We start from the raw sequence: 15,804 nt of genomic DNA on the forward strand, positions 1-15,804 counted from the left end.
GAGGCACCTGCGAACGCCATTCCGGGACGGCTGTTTTCCACGACTTTCACGCTCCGAGACCGGTTAGCGCTTGCGCGCGTCCCAGTAGAGGAGTCCGGCGGCGACGACGAGACAGACCGCGAGCCCCGCGAACGCGGCGACGTAGCTCGCATAGGTGGCGACGATGCCGACGTAGGCCGGACCGACCGCGTTCGCGCCGAGGAACAGCGCCCGCGCGGCCCCGAGGTCGGCCCCCCGGTCGGCGTCGGGCGCGTTGTCCATGATGATGGCGTCTGCGAGGGGGAACTCCGTCTTGTAGCCGGCCGCGAGCGCGACGACGGAGACGTAGATGAGCGGGCGCGCCTCCACGGCCGAGAGGACGGCGAGCGCCCCCGCGGCCGCGAGCATCCCGACGACAGCGATTGACTCGCGTCGGAACCGGTCGCTCAGGCCGCCGGCGACGGGTTTGATGGTGATGCCGACGGCGAAGACGATGGCGAACGTCGCGCTCGCCAACTGCTGGTCGAAGCCCTTCGCCTCGATGAGGTAGGTCGGAAAGAAGTTGATGAAGCCGCCGACCATGAAGTAAAACAGCCCGAACGCGAGGAGCGTCCGGCGCTGTTCAGCGCTGGCGAAGAGGCGTCGGAGCGTCCCCGAGACGTGGAGCTCGGGCGACCCCACGGCGTAGCCGTCTCTCGACCAGAACGCGTAGAGGAGGGTGAGGCCGGCGAGGGCGACGGCGACCGGCAGGAACGGCGTCCGCCACGTCGCGTAGGTCAGCGCGAGGATGGCGAGCCCCGACGAGACGAGGCCGCCGAGGTCGGTGCCGGCGGCGTAGAGGCCGAGCGCCCGGCCGCGGCGTTCGACGAACAGGTCCGACAGGAGCGCCCGCGAGGGGATGGCGAACAGCCCTTTCCCGAGCCCCGTGATGACCGCGGCGGCGACGAAGCCCGCGAGTCCGCCGGCGAGGCCGAACGTGGCGAACCCGAGGACGAGAATGCCCAGTCCGGGGACGATGAGCGTCGTCCGTGTCCACCGGTCGGAGTACTCGCCGCCGGGGTACTGGGTGATGGCGTAGACGCCCTGAAACAGCGCCAGCGCGATGCCGGCGGTCGCCTCCGTTATCTGTAGCTCCTCGATGATAGTCGGCAGCAGCGGCGACAAGAGAAACCGACCCGTCTGGAGGACCGCCCACGCCAGCGACACGGTGACTAACATCCGACCCGGGTAGCCCGCAAGCAAGCGCTCGTCGGATGTCGGCTGTTGGTTCACACCCTCCGTACACCGACCTGCTACCAATGGGTTACGATTGCGGAACGACGGTTCCGGTTGTCGGCGTCGCGGTCCTCCGTAATGCTGAGCAATCGGTAAATAAATATCAGTTTATTTCAGATTGCCTAGATCGATATGTCGAGACTGAAAGCGCTATAATGGCCGACGAAACAACACAATTTTTACAAATTCTACAATTTCTAGAAATTCTACAGTTTTAAACACTGTATAGTTTATTCACACCCCCGGTTCAGCCCCTCTGTCCCCGATAGCCGCCGCACAAATTTTTACCACCCGCGGCCGCGACGGTTCGGACATGGACGCGACGGCAATCGACCACGTGAACCTCCGCATCCCCGCCGACGGCCTCGACGCCGCGGTCGAGTTCTACCGCGACGCGCTCGGCTTCGGAATCGAGAACCGCGACCTGTACGAATCGGGCGAAAAGCCCTTCTTCTCCGTGCGACTCACCCCGGCGAGCGTCATCCACCTCCGACCGGCCGAGAACTTCGAACCGCCGGCGGAGACCGCCTTCGACCACGTCGCCATCGAGTTCGCCCACGACATCGACGAACTCCGGGATCACCTCGAAGCGGCGGGCGTCGAAATCGACCGCCAACTCGAACCCCTCGGGGCGACGGGCGTCGCGCCCGCGGTGTACGTCACCGACCCGTTCGGCTACACGCTGGAACTGAAAGCCGCGCCGGACGACGACTGAGCCTTACAACACGTACTGCGCGACCGAGTCCATCACTTTTCGCTCCGCCCGGCGCAGGTGTTCCTCGGCGGTGCGCCGCGAGACACCCATCTCGTCGGCGATGGTCGCCGTCTCGATACCGCGCGGGAGGTCGTAGTAGCCGCCGGCGTGGGCCAGTCGGAGCGCCTCGCGCTGGCGGCCGGTGAGCGCGGGCATCGCGTCGGCGGGGGCCAAAAGCGGACCGCTCCCGCTGGCGAACGACACCGCGCGCTTGGACTCGACGCTCACGTCGAAGCCGCTGTCCACGAGGTCGCGGAAGCACGCCGTCAGGTCGTCGGCGGAGACGGCGAGCAGGCGGCAGACCTTCGCGCCGTCGCGGTAGCGAAGCGGCGGCACGAGGAGCAGGCCGTGTTTCTGGACGTAGCCCTCGATGTGGTCTATCTCGTGATCTCGGAGACAGTCGGCGGTGACGACGACCAATTCGTCGCCGCGCTTGACCGACGCCGCCACGCCGACGGTGTCGCCGACGCGGTCGAGCACGTCGCTTCCGACCCCGCCGCTCACGTGGAGCATGTCGCAGTGCTCGTTGCACCACAGTTCGACGCTTGCGGCGTTGCCCGCCGTCGCCGCCGCGTAGGCGCTGTCGTCCCTGATTCGGAGGCTCGCCTCGTACATACGTGGACGGTGGTCCGGCGGCAATATATAAATACCACACCGCACGGTGGGGGAATCGCTACCCGTCTCGCGCCCGAAGTCTGTGGTATGCACGACCAGCAATCGTCGGCACGCCGGAACCGACTCGGCGACCCGAGCGACGAGTGGCGCGCGTACCAGGGCGCGCCCACTGGGACGGACATCGAGTGCAAGGGGTGGCGACAGGAGGCGGCGCTCCGGATGCTCAACAACAACCTCGACCCCGAGGTGGCCGAGCGCCCCGAGGACCTCGTCGTCTACGGCGGAACCGGCCGCGCCGCCCGCTCGTGGAACGCCTACGACGCGATTCTCGCCGAGCTCCGCGACCTCGACGACGACGAGACGCTCCTCGTCCAGTCGGGCAAGCCGGTCGGGAAGTTCCCGACCCACGAGCGCGCCCCGCGCGTCCTCATCGCCAACTCCAACCTCGTCGGCCGCTGGGACGACTGGGAGCACTTCCACGAACTGGAGGCCGAGGGGAAAATCATGTACGGCCAGATGACCGCCGGGTCGTGGGCGTACATCGGCACGCAGGGCATCATCCAGGGCACCTACGAGACGCTGGCCGAGCTCGCCCGCCAGCACTACGACGCCGACCTGCGGGGCAAACTCGTCGTCACCGGCGGTCTCGGCGGCATGAGCGGCGCACAGCCCCTCGCGGTGACGATGAACCACGGGGTCTGCATCGCCGCCGAGGTGCAGCCCGACCGCATCGAGCGCCGGGTCGAGACGGACTACCTGATGGAGTCCGCCGACTCGCTGGATGAGGCGCTCGAAAACGCCAAGGACGCGATTGAGGCGGGCGAGCCCTACAGCGTGGGCGTCGAGATGAACGCCGCCGACATGCTCGAAGAACTGCTCGCGCGCGACGAGATTCCGGACGTGGTCACGGACCAGACGAGCGCCCACGACGAACTCGAAGGCTACTACCCGAGCGGCTACACCGCAGCGGAGGCCGACCGACTCCGCGAGGACGACCCCGAGAAGTACGTCGAAGCGAGCCTCGACACGATGGAGCGCCACGTGCAGGCGATCCTCGATTTACAGGACGCGGGCGCAATCGCCTTCGAGTACGGCAACAACATCCGCGGGCAGGTCCAGGACCACCGTGGGATGACGACCGCCTTCGACTTCCCCGGCTTCGTCCCGGCGTACATCCGCCCGATGTTCTGCCGCGGGCGCGGGCCGTTCCGGTGGGCCGCGCTCTCCGGCGACCCCGCCGACATCCACCGCACCGACGAGGCGATTCGAGAGCTGTTCCCCGACCACGAGTCGCTCATGCGCTGGATAGACCTCGCACAGGAGCAGGTGTCGTTCCAGGGGCTCCCCTCGCGCGTCTGCTGGCTCGGCTACGCCACCGACGACGAGGGACTCACGGAGCGCGCCCGCTTCGCGCTGAAAATCAACGACCTCGTCGCCTCGGGCGAGGTCTCCGCGCCGGTCGTCGTCACCCGCGACCACCTCGACGCCGGGTCGGTCGCCAGCCCGTACCGCGAGACCGAGGCGATGCGCGACGGCACCGACGCGGTCGCCGACTGGCCCATCCTGAACGCGCTTCTCAACACCGCCGCGGGCGCGGACATCGTGAGCGTCCACGACGGCGGCGGCGTCGGCATCGGCAACTCGCTGCACACGAACAACCACGTCGTTCTCGACGGTTCCGACCTCGCGGCGAAGAAGGCCCGCGCCGTCTTCACGACCGACCCCGGCATGGGCGTCATCCGCCACGCCGACGCCGGCTACGAGGACGCACTAGACGAGGCCACCCAGTCGAACGTCCGAATCCCGATGCGGGACCACGACGCGGCCGACCGCGCCGAACGTGCCGACCGCGCGGCCGAAGGCGACGGCCACGCGACCGAGACCGGCGAATCCACCGACCGAGGTGACGAATGACCCGCACCGAACCGCCCGCGTGGGAGGGAACGTCGTCGGACCCGAACGACGAGCAGTTCGGCCACGTCGTCTCCCCGACCGACATCGAGGACACGGGCGACTACCGTGCCGTCCTCGTGGGCGAGCCGTACGACGGGGCCGTTATCGGCCGGCGCGGTGCCCGCGAGGGACCCGCCGCGATTCGGCGTGCCCTCGCCGGCGTCAAGACCCACCACTTCGACGAAGGGCCGGTCGCCGGCGTCGCCGACCTCGGCGACCTCCCGGTCGAGGCGTACAACGACGGGGACGACCCCGCGAACCACGTCGCGGACGTGCAGGCTATCGTCGCCGACGAGGCCGCGGCCATCTACGAGCGCGGCGCGCTCCCGGTCTTCCTCGGCGGCGACAACTCCCTGACGGTCGGGAACGTCACGCCGCTTCTCGGCGGCGACGACTCGGTCGGGGTCGTGAGCTTCGACGCCCACCTCGACTGCCGCGACCCCGCCGGCGGCCCGACGAGCGGGACGCCCTACCGCCAACTGTTCGACGCCGGACTCGACCGCCTCGCCGTGGTCGGGGCGCGACATTTCGAGACCTCGACGGCCTACGCCGACTTCCTGCGCGACGCTGGCGGAACCATCCTCACCGCCGACGAGGTCGGCCGCGGCCCCGTCGAGACGGCCGATTTCGCCCTCGACGCGGTCGCCGCCTGCGACCGCGTCTTCGTCAGCCTCGACGTGGACGTGCTGGACCAGACGGCCGCGCCGGGCGCGAGCGCGCCGACCCCCGGCGGCGTCACTCCCCGCGAACTGTTCTCGATGCTCCGCCGCGTCGCGGCCGACCCCCGCGTCGTCGGCTTCGAGGTCGTGGAGTGCGCGCCGCCGCTGGACGACGAGGACGGCCGAACCGTCAGCGCGGCCGCCCGTGCGGTCGCCCACTTCCTCGCGGGGGTGATGTCGCGTGACTGACGCGGGTTCCACGGCCGGCCTCACAGTCGTCCACGATGCGGCCGAACTGGTCGTCGGCCCCGACGAGGGAACCGGCGTCGTCGTCCTCGAAGACGCCGCCTTCGCCGCGCTCGACGACGAAGTCGTCGCCGTCGGGTCGACAGACGAAGTACTCGCGGACTACCCGCTCGCCGACGCCGACACCGCCGTCGACGCGACCGGCAAGACGGTCCTGCCGGGCTTCGTCGACCCGCACACCCACGCGCTGTTCGCCGGCGACCGCTCCGACGAGTTCGTGGCGAAGCTACGCGGCGCGACCTACGAGGAGATTCTCGCCGACGGCGGCGGCATCCTCCGCACCGTCGACGCGGTCCGAGAAGCCTCCGACGAGGAGTTGGCGGCGAACCTCACGGAACACCTCGACGCGATGCTCGCCCACGGAACGACCACGGTCGAGGTGAAGAGTGGCTACGGCCTCGACACCGAGACCGAACTGCGGATGCTTTCGGCCATCGACGCGGCCGGTTCGGACCACCCGGTGGACGTGGTTCCGACGTTCATGGGCGCGCACGCCGTCCCGCGCGGCGTGGACGCCGAGGAGTACACCAAGTCGGTCGTCGCCGACCAACTCCCCGCGGTCGCCGAACAGGGCATCGCGGAGTTCTGCGACGTGTTCTGCGAGCGCGGCGTGTTCACCGCCGAGCAGTCCCGTCGGATTCTGGAGGCGGGCCGCGACCACGGCCTCGCGCCGAAGATTCACGCCGACGAGTTCGCCGCCATCGGCGGCACCGACGTGGCGGCCGCGGTCGGCGCGGCCAGCGCGGACCACCTGCTTCACACCGACGACGCGGGCCGAGACGCGCTCGTCGAAGCCGGCGTTACTCCCGTGATGCTCCCGGGCACGGCGTTCGGCCTCGGTGCCGACTACGCCGACGCCCGCGCCTTCCTCGACGCGGGCCACGAGGTCGCGCTCGCCACCGATTTCAACCCGAACTGCTTCTCTCGAAGCATGGGATTCGTCGCCACGCTCGCCAGCGTCGGCATGCGAATGACTCCACACGAGGCGATTCGGGGCGTCACGAGCGCCGCCGCAGGCGCACTCGACCGCGACGACGGCACGGGCACGCTCCGCGCCGGGGCTCCCGCCGACGCCGTCGTGCTCGACGTGCCGACCGCGTCGCACTTCTCGTACCGGTTCGACACGAACCCCGTTTCGACCGTGCTGAAATCGGGGGTGGTCGTCCATGAGTGACCGCTCACGCCTCCCCGAGTCGGTCGTCCTCGACGGCGCGTCGCTGACGCCGGAAGACGTGGCCGCCGTCGCCCGCCACGACGCCCCGGTCGACCTCGCCGCCGAGTCGCGCGAGCGGATGCGCGAGTCGCGCGAGCGCGTCGAGTCCGTCCTCGACTCCGGCGAACCGGTGTACGGCGTCAACACCGGCTTCGGCCACCTCGTGGAGACGCATATCGACCGCGAGGACATCGAGCGCCTCCAGACGAACCTCGTCCGCAGCCATGCCGCCGGCGCGGGCCGCGAACTCACCCGCGAGGAGGTCCGGTCGATGATGGTCAGCCGGGCCAACACGCTCGCCAAGGGCTTTTCGGGCATCCGGCCCTCGGTGGTCGACCTGCTCGTCTCGATGCTCAACGAGGGCGTCCAGCCGGTCGTCCGCTCCCGCGGGAGCCTCGGTGCGAGCGGCGACCTCGCGCCTCTCGCGCACATGGCGCTCGTCCTCATCGGCGAGGGCGAAGCCCGCGTCGACGGCGACCGACTGTCGGGCGACGACGCCCTGCAAGCGGTCGGTTTGGAGTCGGTGACGCTCGCCTCCAAGGAAGGGCTTGCACTCATCAACGGGACACAACTCACGGTCGGCCTCGCCGCGCTGTTCGTCGTCGACGCCGAGCGGACCGTCGAGGCGGCCGACGCCGCTGGCGCGCTCGCGACCGAAGTCACGATGGGAACCACGGCGAACTGCGATCCAGCCATCCACGACGTTCGTCCCCATCCCGGTCAGCAGGAAAGCGCGGCCGCGATTCGCCGGCTCACCGCCGGTTCGACCGTCCTCGAATCGCACAAGGACTGCGAGCGCGTGCAGGACGCCTACTCGATTCGCTGTCTCCCGCAGGTCCACGGCGCGGTCAGAGACGCCGTCTCGCACCTCCGCGAGGCCGTCGAGGTCGAACTCAACAGCGTCACCGACAACCCGCTCGTCTTCCCCGCGGGCGCGGTTGACGAGCGTGCACCCGGAACCGACGTGGCCGCCGTCGTCTCCGCCGGCAACTTCCACGGCGAACCGCTGGCGCTCCGCCTCGACTACGCCGCCGGCGCGCTGACCGAACTCGCGGCCATCTCCGAGCGCCGGACCGACCGGATGCTCAACCCGGACGTACAGGAATCGTACCTCCCGCCGTTCCTAACCGAGCGCAGCGGGCTCCGCTCCGGCTACATGATTGCGCAGTACACCGCCGCGGCGCTGCTCAACGAGTGCCGGTCGCTCGGTCGCCCCTCCATCGATTCGACGCCCGTCAGCGGCGGGCAGGAAGACCACGTGAGCATGAGCGGCCAGAGCGCCCTCAACGCCCGCACGGTCGCCGAGAACGTCGCGACCATCGTCGGCGTCGAACTCCTCTGTGGGTCGCAGGCGGCGGAGTTCCTCGACGAGGACCTCGAACTCGGGGCCGGAACGGGGGCCGTCCGCGACGCGATTCGGTCCGTGGTTCCGCCCCTCGACGAGGACCGCCGACTCGACGGCGAACTGGAGACCGCGGCCGACCTCGTCCGGTTCGGCGCGATTCGCGCGGCTATCGTGGACGCCGGGCGCTCCAGCTGAGCGGGCGCGCTCTCGTCTTTATCGGACGGAACTGCGGGCGTCGAATCCGAGACCGACGGGCGACCGTCGTCCCCGACTGCAAAAAACACCCACCGCGACCGCGTCACCGATGCTGACGGTGCTACCGGCACCGCCGGTCGCCGACTCAGAGGTTCCCGTTGATGATGTCGGCGACGCGCTGCCGGTCGAACAGCTGTTCCTCCTCGGGGATCTCGGGGTACGGCCCCTCGCTGTACTCCGGCCACGCGCCGAACTGGTTGGGGTAGAGCTGTTTGGCGGTCATCTCCAACTGGAACAGATTGAGTATCGGTCCCTGGTAGCGGCCGCCCTGCGCGTAGATGCGGTCGTTCTGCACCGCTGCGATTTCGGCTCCGACGGGGTCGTCCTGGAAGCCCGTCCGGATGTCGGGCATGCTCGTGTTCGGGTGCATCCCGCCGAGCGTGAGAATCACGTCGGGGTCGGCTTCGAGGAGCGTCTCGAAGTCGACGGTCGAGCCGGACTCCACGTCGTCGCCGAACGCGCTGACCGGCTTCAGCGGGCGAGTGTGGGCGGTCAGGAAGCCGGGCGTGCTCAGGTTGTACGCGTAGATTGACTCCAGGTCGCTCGGGCCGAGGAGCACGGCGGTCGGGCGGTCGTCCTCAGCGGGGAGGTCCGCCGCAATCGCCGCGAGCAGTTCCTCGCGGACCGCCGTGAGCGCCTCGTACTTCGCTTCCTCCTGCAGCACCTGCGCGACCTTGGCGAATATCTCCCAGAGGCCGTAGTACTCGTAGGTGTCAGTCCACTCGGTCGGCGGCGCTTGATGCCGCGCGCTGAAGCTGTTGCCGAACCACGGACTGATGTTCTCCTCGATTTCGTCGAGGTCGTCTTGGCTCCAACTGCCGAGTGCGGAGACGCTGGCTGGGTCGGCGAGGTGCACGTCGCTGTCGAGTTCGTAGAGCCGCTCTTTCGACGGCTCCCACGACGAGTACAGCCCGGTCCAGTCGAGTTCGACGCCGGGGAGCCGCGGCGTGAACTGGTTCCACAGCGCGTCGTAGTAGTCCGGTGCGTGCATCGAGTTGACGGCGTCGCCGTGGCCGAGCGCGAACGCCATCCCCGCGTGGTGGGTCAGCCGCGTGAAGATGCTCTCGGGGACGTGCTCGAAGGTCACCTCTCCCATCGGGGCCATCGACACCGTGTATGAGTCGGTCTCCGCCGCCGGTCCCGTGGTCGACTCGGTCGCCGTCGATTCGGCCGCGGCGGTCTCCGTCGCGGTCGCACTGGTCGTGGTCGCGTCCGACTCGGACGAACCGGTACAGCCGGCGAGTAGTCCGCCGGCGGCGACCGAACCGCCGTAGGTCAAGAACTTCCTGCGAGTTGGTCCGTCGCTGTCTGCCATCGTATTTTTAGGCCCACCTAATACATATAGGCGTACCGATTTAGGCTCGCCGAAATTCCGAAACGGACTTATCCGTCTGGGAGTGGCTAAAACCATGGACCAAGACCTCGTCGACCAGGCGACGCGCACGCGCCGAGCGTACCTCAAGGGCGGCGGCGCGCTTCTCGCGGGTGGTTTGCTGGCCGGCTGTGCCGGGCAGAACGACGCGGAATCAGCGACGGACGCGACCGAAACGGCCGCGGCGACGGCGGCCACGACCGAAGCGTCTCCCGAGGCAGAGACGGAGGCTGAACAGGCCGGCTACACGGTGTCGATGTCACCGGCCGGCGACGTGACGTTCGAGTCGGTCCCGGAGGACGTGATGGTGTACAACCTCGTTTACGCCGACGCGGCGGTCGCCTTCGGCCACGGCGACGCAGTGAACTCCCTCGGCTTCGACAGCGACGCCGGCGGCCGGACGCTCGACGCCTACTACGAGCGCCTCGACGGCGTCTCGTTCGACCGGAGCGACCTCGCGCAACTCAACTCCGGGTCCGGGAACGTCAACATCGACAAGGAACTCGTCTACGAACTGGACTCCGACCTCCACCTCGTCGACCCTGCGCTCGTGGCCGGCTTCGACGGCTGGGACCAGTCGGATGTCGAGGAGATTCGCGAGCAGGTCGGCCCGTGGTTCGGCAACGCTTACAGCCGTACGCACGCCCAGCCGCCAGAGCCGTACGCCGCCGACTACGAGTACTACACGCTCTGGGAAATCGTGGAGAACGTCGGGCAGGTGTTCCAGGAGGAAGACCGCTTCGCGGCGCTCGAAGCGGTCCACAGCGACCTCCTCGACACGATTCAGTCGGACCTCCCGCCCGAGTCGGAGCGGCCGACCGTCGGTGTCGTCATCTACATGGACGAGACGTTCTACCCGACGAAAATCAACGCACCCGGCTTCGCGACCTCGCACATCCGCCCGCTCGGTGTCACCGACGCCTTCGCGGCCGGCGACGTGACGTTCGAGACCTCCTACGACTTCGAGACGATGCTGGAAATCGACCCCGACGTGTTGCTCCACAGCTACGGTATCGACTCGTACTACGACGTGGCGTCGACTCGCGAGACCCTCGAAGACCACCCCATCGGGAGCGAACTCAGCGCGGTCCGGAACGACCGCGTCTTCCCCTCGGGCACGCCGGTACAGGGGCCGATTATGAACCTGTTCCAGACCGAGATGACCGCCAAGCAGCTCTACCCCGACCGCTTCGGCGCGTGGCCGGAGTACACCGGTGGTGCGTATCCCGAGATTCCCGAAGACGAACAACTGTTCGACCGCGAGCGCGTCGCCGACATCATCAACGGGAACTGAGAACTGAGCCGACCGGCTTTCACCGGCCGCTCCTCTCGCCACCCGGCGCTGGCGGGTGTTTGTCCGACCCGCTCGGCCCGCTCAGGCGCTTACCAGAGCTGGACCGCCGGCGTCCCGCAGTCGTCGCAGACGATGGCGTCGTTGTCTTTGTAGCTCCCCGTCACGAGGTCGCCGTCGCAGTAGGTGCAGTCCTCTTCGTCGAACGAATTGAGCAGGTACGCGGATTCGGCCATATCCGACGATTCGGCTCCAGTCGTAAGAACATTTCTCCGGTTCGATATATCGCGGTCCGTGACACTCCCGAGAACTGTCCGGTTCGAGCCGCCGTTTCGTCGGCGACGGCCACGGCTCACGACGCGGGACTGCAAAACGGTGAATCCCGGGGGAACGGTGGTGGGATGCCCGGTGCGGTGGTGGTGATGGATTGTCCGGGCGCAGGAAGCTCCCCGGAGGAGGTGGGGACGCGTTGAGGGGGAGGCGAGCCGGACTTAGTAGCCCAGTTGCTCGCGGATGAGGACGACGGTGGTGCGGCCCTCTTCGACTTCCTGCCGGAAGATGAGCTGCTTCGCAATCATCGATTCGACGCCGTAGGCCTCCTTCGCGCGCTCGTTTTCGAGGGGGTACGCGACGGATTCGAGGCGGTCGAGCGCGTCGTCGAGCGTCGGCACGATTTTGTTGACGCCGCTGACGATGACGACGTTGCTGGCGGCGAAGGGGTACGCGCCGATGCGGCTCCCGGAGAGGTCCGCGGCGACGAGGTCGCCCGTCTGCGAGATGGCGTTGATGCCGCCGAGGAAGTAGTCGGCGGTCTGGGAGTCGCGGCGGGCGGCCTGTCGCTCCGCGTCGTCGTCGATGCTCCAAATCTGGTCCGGCAGGCTCTCCCACTCGTGGTCGCCCTCGCTCAGATAGTCGTCGAACCCGATTTCTTCGAGGGTGGTCGAGTGGCCGTTCATCACGGAGACGCCGGCGGGGATGTGCGACTGCAGGGTTTCGAGCGCCTCGTCGGCCGTGTCGACGACGACGACGTCGAACCCGCTCGCTTCGAGGTTCTCGACGGTCGCTTCGACGGTCTCGTCGTCGGGGAGTTGGTCGAGTTCTGCGTCGATGTCGGCGTCGTCTGCGTAGTCGGATTTCTGTTGAGACATGTGTGAGTGTGGTGGTGGAGTTCGGTGGGTGCTCCGACGAACGTGTGTAGCGCCTATCGGGTGTTAAACGCTCGCTGACGGTGGTGTCAGGTGGTTACAGACGTGTTACCGGGATCGCTGGCGACCGGTCGCCGATGTGGTGACTCCCCTCCGCGACTCCCCTTACTCTAGCCCGAGCGCATCGCAGAGCGCCGCAACGTCGAGGTTGTCGGCGACGAGCGCGGCGGCGCGGTCGTAGGGGTCGCCCGACGCGCCGGCGTCCGCGTCCCCTTCGGCCCTTCCCATCCCGCGTGTCGCCCCCGACGCTCCCGCCGTCGGTCGGTCGCGCCCGGCCGACTCGTACACGGCGTCCACGAACGCGTTCCGCGGCGAGTCGTTGGCGAACAGGTCGTGAATGTACGTCCCCGCGACCCGCCCGAGCGCCGCGCCGTCGCCCGAAACCGGGGTCGCGTCGCCGACGATTCGGCTGTCGCCCATGTGTATCTCGTAGCCGTCGACGGCCCCCGTCGCGCCGGCCAGCGGTCCCGCGCCGTCGAACTCGACCGAGACGGGTTCGACCCGCTTGTCGCGGGAGAATCGCGTGACTACCGGCAGCAGACCGAACCCCTCGACCGTCTCGTCGGCCGCCGTCCCCTCGATATCGGCGTTCTCGATGGTCTCGCCGAGCAGTTGGTAGCCGCCGCAGATGCCGACGACCGGGCCGTCGAAGTCCGCGAGTTCGTCGCCGAAGCCGGCGTCTCGAAGTGCGAGCAGGTCGTCGACCGTGTTCTTGCTTCCGGGGAGGACCACCCCGTCGATACCGTCGAGTGTCGCGTCGAGCGGGAGGTAGGCGACCCGGACGCCCGGCGTCTCGGCCAGCGGGCCGAAGTCCGTCGCGTTCGAGATGCGCGGGAGTCGCGGCACGCCGATAGTGACCGCGTGCTCGGCCGCGACGCCGTCGTCGTCGCCGACGGTGGCGCGCTCGCCTTCCGCGGGGAGCGCGAGGCTGTCTTCCTCCGGGAGACCGGGGTCGTCGTAGGGAAGCACGCCGAGGACGGGCACGCCGGTCCGCTCCTCGATTTCGTCGAGCCCCGGTTCGAGGAGGCTCGGGTCGCCGCGGAACTTCGTGATGACCGCGCCGACGACTCGCTCGCGCACGTCTTCGGGGAGCAGTTCGAGCGTTCCCAGCAGGCTGGCGAAGACGCCGCCGCGCTCGATGTCGGCCGCGATGAGGATGTCGGCGTCGGCGAAGCGGGTGGTCTCGATGTTCGCCAAATCGCGATCGTGGAGGTTTATCTCGGCAATCGAGCCGGCCCCCTCGGCGACGACCACGTCCGACTCGGTCGCCAGCCGACGATGCGATTCGACCGCCGCCTTGCGGGCGTCGTCCCAGTGGGTCGCGTAGTAGTCGCCCGCGGAGTTGAGGCCGACCGCTCGGCCGTGGACGACCAGTTGCGAGGTGCCGTCGCCGTGGGGCTTGAGCAGGACCGGGTTGTGGTCGGTCGTCGGCGCGACCCGCGCGGCGCGGGCCTGCACGTACTGCGAGACGCCGATTTCGCCGAAGCCGTCGCCGTCGGCGGTCGCGACTGCGCGGGCGTTGTTGCTCATGTTCTGCGCCTTGAACGGCGCGACCGAGAGGCCGCGGTCGGCGAACAGGCGACAGAGTCCGGCCGCGACGGTGCTCTTGCCCACGTGGCTCGCGGTCCCCGCGACGAGGAGGGTCGGCGTCGTCATCTGCCGGGAGTCAGGGCCGCGCGGTTCAAAGGTGTTCGTTTCGGCGGCGCGAAGGGGAGTCCGCGCCTGCTCCAGTGGAGGGGCCAAACCACTCGCCGACGACCTTCCCCGCCATACTGTGGTGGTCACGTCGGTTTTGTGAAATGTTGCCGGAAGTGGTGCGTTTAGTTCGCTCGACTGCCCGGTCTATCATGAATGAAGAAACAGTTACTCGTGACGGACTTCCTCGACCGGGCTCGGACGTACTACGGCGATTATGAGGCCATCGTCGGCGTCGACGGTGAGCGCTTTACCTACGCGCAGTTCGGCGAGCGGGTGGACAGGTTTTCAGCAGCGCTCCAATCCCACGGCGTCGAGAAGGGCGACCGGGTCGCGGTGCTCGACCCGAACACGCACTACCACCTCGAAGCGGCCTTCGGTGCGATGCAGTGCGGCGCGCTCCACGTCCCGCTGAACTACCGACTCACGACCGAGGACTACGAGTACCTGCTCTCGGACTCCGGCGCGAGCGTAGTCTACGCCGACTACCAGTACGCGGGCAAAATCGAGGCCGTCCGCGACGACGTGCCCGCTGAGGTGTTCGTGACGAACGACCCCGCCGCCGTCGACGGCGACTGGCTCGACTTCGAGGCGTTCCTCGACGACGCGGACGCCGACGACTACGAGCGCCCCGAGATGTCCGAGGACGAACTCATCACCATCAACTACACCTCGGGGACGACCGGCGACCCGAAGGGAGTCTGCCGCACCCACCGCACCGAGTCGCTCCACGCCCAACTGGTGACGATTCACCACCACATCGCGGACGACGACGTGTATCTCTGGACGCTCCCGATGTTCCACGTCAACGGCTGGGGCCACATCTACGCCGTCACCGGCCGCGGCGCGAAACACGTCTGCACCCGCGGAGTCGACGCCGAGCACGTGTTCGACGCCATCGCCACCGAGGACGTGTCCTTCTTCTGCTGTGCGCCGACCGTGCTGTCCATCCTGCGCGAGTACGCCGAGGAACACGACCCGGCTTACACCGGCGACAACCCGGTCCGCGTGACCGCCGCCGGGAGCGCCGCGCCGAGCGCGACGATTCGTCACACCGAATCCGAGTTCGGCTGGGAGTTCACCCAACTCTACGGCGCGACCGAAACCGGCCCGCTCATCGCCACCTCGGACGCGAACCGTCTCATCCCCAACGAGGGCGGCCTGCGCTTCTCGCTCAAACAGCGGCAGGGCGTCGCCCCGCTCGGGACCGACCTGCGCGTCGTCGACGAGGACGGCGAGCGGGTCCCGCGCGACGACGCCACCATCGGCGAGGTGGTCGTCCGCGGCAATCAGGTGATGGAGAAGTACTGGAACAAGCCCGACGAGACCCACGACGCGTTCAACGACCGCCTCGAAGGCTGGTACCACACCGGCGACCTCGCCGTCGTCAACGAGGACGGCATGATAGCGATTCAGGACCGCAAGAAGGACATCATCATCTCCGGCGGAGAGAACATCTCCTCGGTCGAACTGGAGGACACGCTGTTCGACCACGACGCCGTCGGCGACGTGGCGGTCATCCCCGCGCCGTCCGAGAAGTGGGGCGAGACGCCGAAGGCGTTCGTCGTCCCCGCGAACGGCGACGTGGAGCACCCCGGCGTCACCGCCGAGGAACTGACCGAGTACACCCGCGACCGCCTCGCCGGCTACAAGGCCATCCGCGAGTTCGAGTTCGTCGAGGAGATTCCCAAGACCGCGACCGGAAAGATTCAGAAGTACGAACTCCGCAAGCGCGAGTGGGACGACGAAGAGCGGATGGTCGGTCAGGGGTAGGTGGCGACTCGTCGCCCGCCGAACCCTGACTCAGCCACCCGTCAGACCGTTTCGATTTCCGTCTTCCGATAGTCCGACCGTTCGCCCGCAAGATATTATTGGCTCTCTGAATAT

General features: G+C 68.2%; 13 protein-coding genes. 7 read left to right on the forward strand and 6 right to left on the reverse strand.

Annotated features, from left to right (window positions below):
• Nucleotides 1–63: 63 nt before the first annotated feature.
• Nucleotides 64–1,197: an MFS transporter gene (locus tag AM590_RS03320; protein WP_058826210.1), complete on the reverse strand. Its 1,134-nt coding sequence runs from the start codon at nt 1,195–1,197 to the stop codon at nt 64–66.
• A 370-nt stretch (nt 1,198–1,567) separates the two neighbouring features.
• On the opposite strand from AM590_RS03320, the gene AM590_RS03325 reads away from it, so the two are divergent.
• Nucleotides 1,568–1,969, forward strand: a complete 402-nt coding sequence (locus AM590_RS03325; RefSeq protein WP_058826211.1) for a VOC family protein — start codon at nt 1,568–1,570, stop codon at nt 1,967–1,969.
• A 3-nt stretch (nt 1,970–1,972) separates the two neighbouring features.
• Here AM590_RS03325 and AM590_RS03330 read toward each other — a convergent pair whose 3' ends face one another.
• A complete protein-coding gene (locus AM590_RS03330; RefSeq protein ID WP_058826212.1) occupies nt 1,973–2,623 on the reverse strand; it encodes a helix-turn-helix domain-containing protein in 651 nt (216 codons plus the stop codon).
• 87 nt (nt 2,624–2,710) lie between these two features.
• Between AM590_RS03330 and hutU the strand changes: the two genes are divergently transcribed.
• Genes hutU through hutH form a run of 4 tightly spaced genes read left to right on the forward strand, consistent with a single transcriptional unit; the run spans nt 2,711 to nt 8,294 of the window.
• Nucleotides 2,711–4,537: a urocanate hydratase gene (gene hutU, locus AM590_RS03335; RefSeq protein ID WP_058826213.1), complete on the forward strand. Its 1,827-nt coding sequence runs from the start codon at nt 2,711–2,713 to the stop codon at nt 4,535–4,537.
• Nucleotides 4,534–5,484 carry a formimidoylglutamase gene (gene hutG, locus AM590_RS03340; RefSeq protein ID WP_058826214.1) on the forward strand — a complete coding sequence of 317 codons (951 nt, stop codon included), beginning with the start codon at nt 4,534–4,536 and terminating at the stop codon, nt 5,482–5,484. Before hutU ends, hutG begins: the two co-directional genes overlap by 4 nt.
• Complete coding sequence (hutI, locus tag AM590_RS03345) at nt 5,477–6,715, forward strand: imidazolonepropionase (protein WP_058826215.1); 1,239 nt, start codon at nt 5,477–5,479, stop codon at nt 6,713–6,715. The genes hutG and hutI overlap by 8 nt, the downstream gene beginning before the upstream one ends.
• On the forward strand, nt 6,708–8,294 hold the full coding sequence (gene hutH, locus AM590_RS03350) for a histidine ammonia-lyase (RefSeq protein ID WP_058826216.1): 1,587 nt from the start codon (nt 6,708–6,710) through the stop codon (nt 8,292–8,294). Before hutI ends, hutH begins: the two co-directional genes overlap by 8 nt.
• A gap of 145 nt (nt 8,295–8,439) precedes the next feature.
• Here hutH and AM590_RS03355 read toward each other — a convergent pair whose 3' ends face one another.
• On the reverse strand, nt 8,440–9,669 hold the full coding sequence (locus AM590_RS03355) for an ABC transporter substrate-binding protein (protein ID WP_082677643.1): 1,230 nt from the start codon (nt 9,667–9,669) through the stop codon (nt 8,440–8,442).
• A 94-nt stretch (nt 9,670–9,763) separates the two neighbouring features.
• On the opposite strand from AM590_RS03355, the gene AM590_RS03360 reads away from it, so the two are divergent.
• Entirely contained in the window at nt 9,764–11,020 is a 1,257-nt protein-coding gene (locus tag AM590_RS03360) for an ABC transporter substrate-binding protein (protein WP_058826217.1), read from the forward strand.
• An 89-nt stretch (nt 11,021–11,109) separates the two neighbouring features.
• On the opposite strand, the gene AM590_RS20730 is transcribed toward AM590_RS03360, so the two are convergent.
• From AM590_RS20730 to AM590_RS03370, 3 genes are all read right to left on the reverse strand, one after another.
• Complete coding sequence (locus AM590_RS20730; protein ID WP_172795746.1) at nt 11,110–11,253, reverse strand: HVO_A0556 family zinc finger protein; 144 nt, start codon at nt 11,251–11,253, stop codon at nt 11,110–11,112.
• Nucleotides 11,254–11,508: 255 nt separating this feature from the next.
• Complete coding sequence (locus AM590_RS03365) at nt 11,509–12,165, reverse strand: lactate utilization protein (RefSeq protein ID WP_058826218.1); 657 nt, start codon at nt 12,163–12,165, stop codon at nt 11,509–11,511.
• 162 nt (nt 12,166–12,327) lie between these two features.
• Entirely contained in the window at nt 12,328–13,878 is a 1,551-nt protein-coding gene (locus AM590_RS03370) for a cobyric acid synthase (protein WP_058826219.1), read from the reverse strand.
• Between the two features lie 195 nt (nt 13,879–14,073).
• On the opposite strand from AM590_RS03370, the gene AM590_RS03375 reads away from it, so the two are divergent.
• Nucleotides 14,074–15,690 (forward strand): long-chain-fatty-acid--CoA ligase, encoded by a 1,617-nt coding sequence (locus AM590_RS03375; RefSeq protein WP_058826220.1) that lies wholly within the window; start codon nt 14,074–14,076, stop codon nt 15,688–15,690.
• The last annotated feature ends 114 nt before the right edge of the window (nt 15,691–15,804 follow it).

The sequence above is a fragment of the Haloferax sp. Q22 genome, from assembly GCF_001482285.1.
Taxonomy (GTDB): Archaea; Halobacteriota; Halobacteria; order Halobacteriales; family Haloferacaceae; genus Haloferax.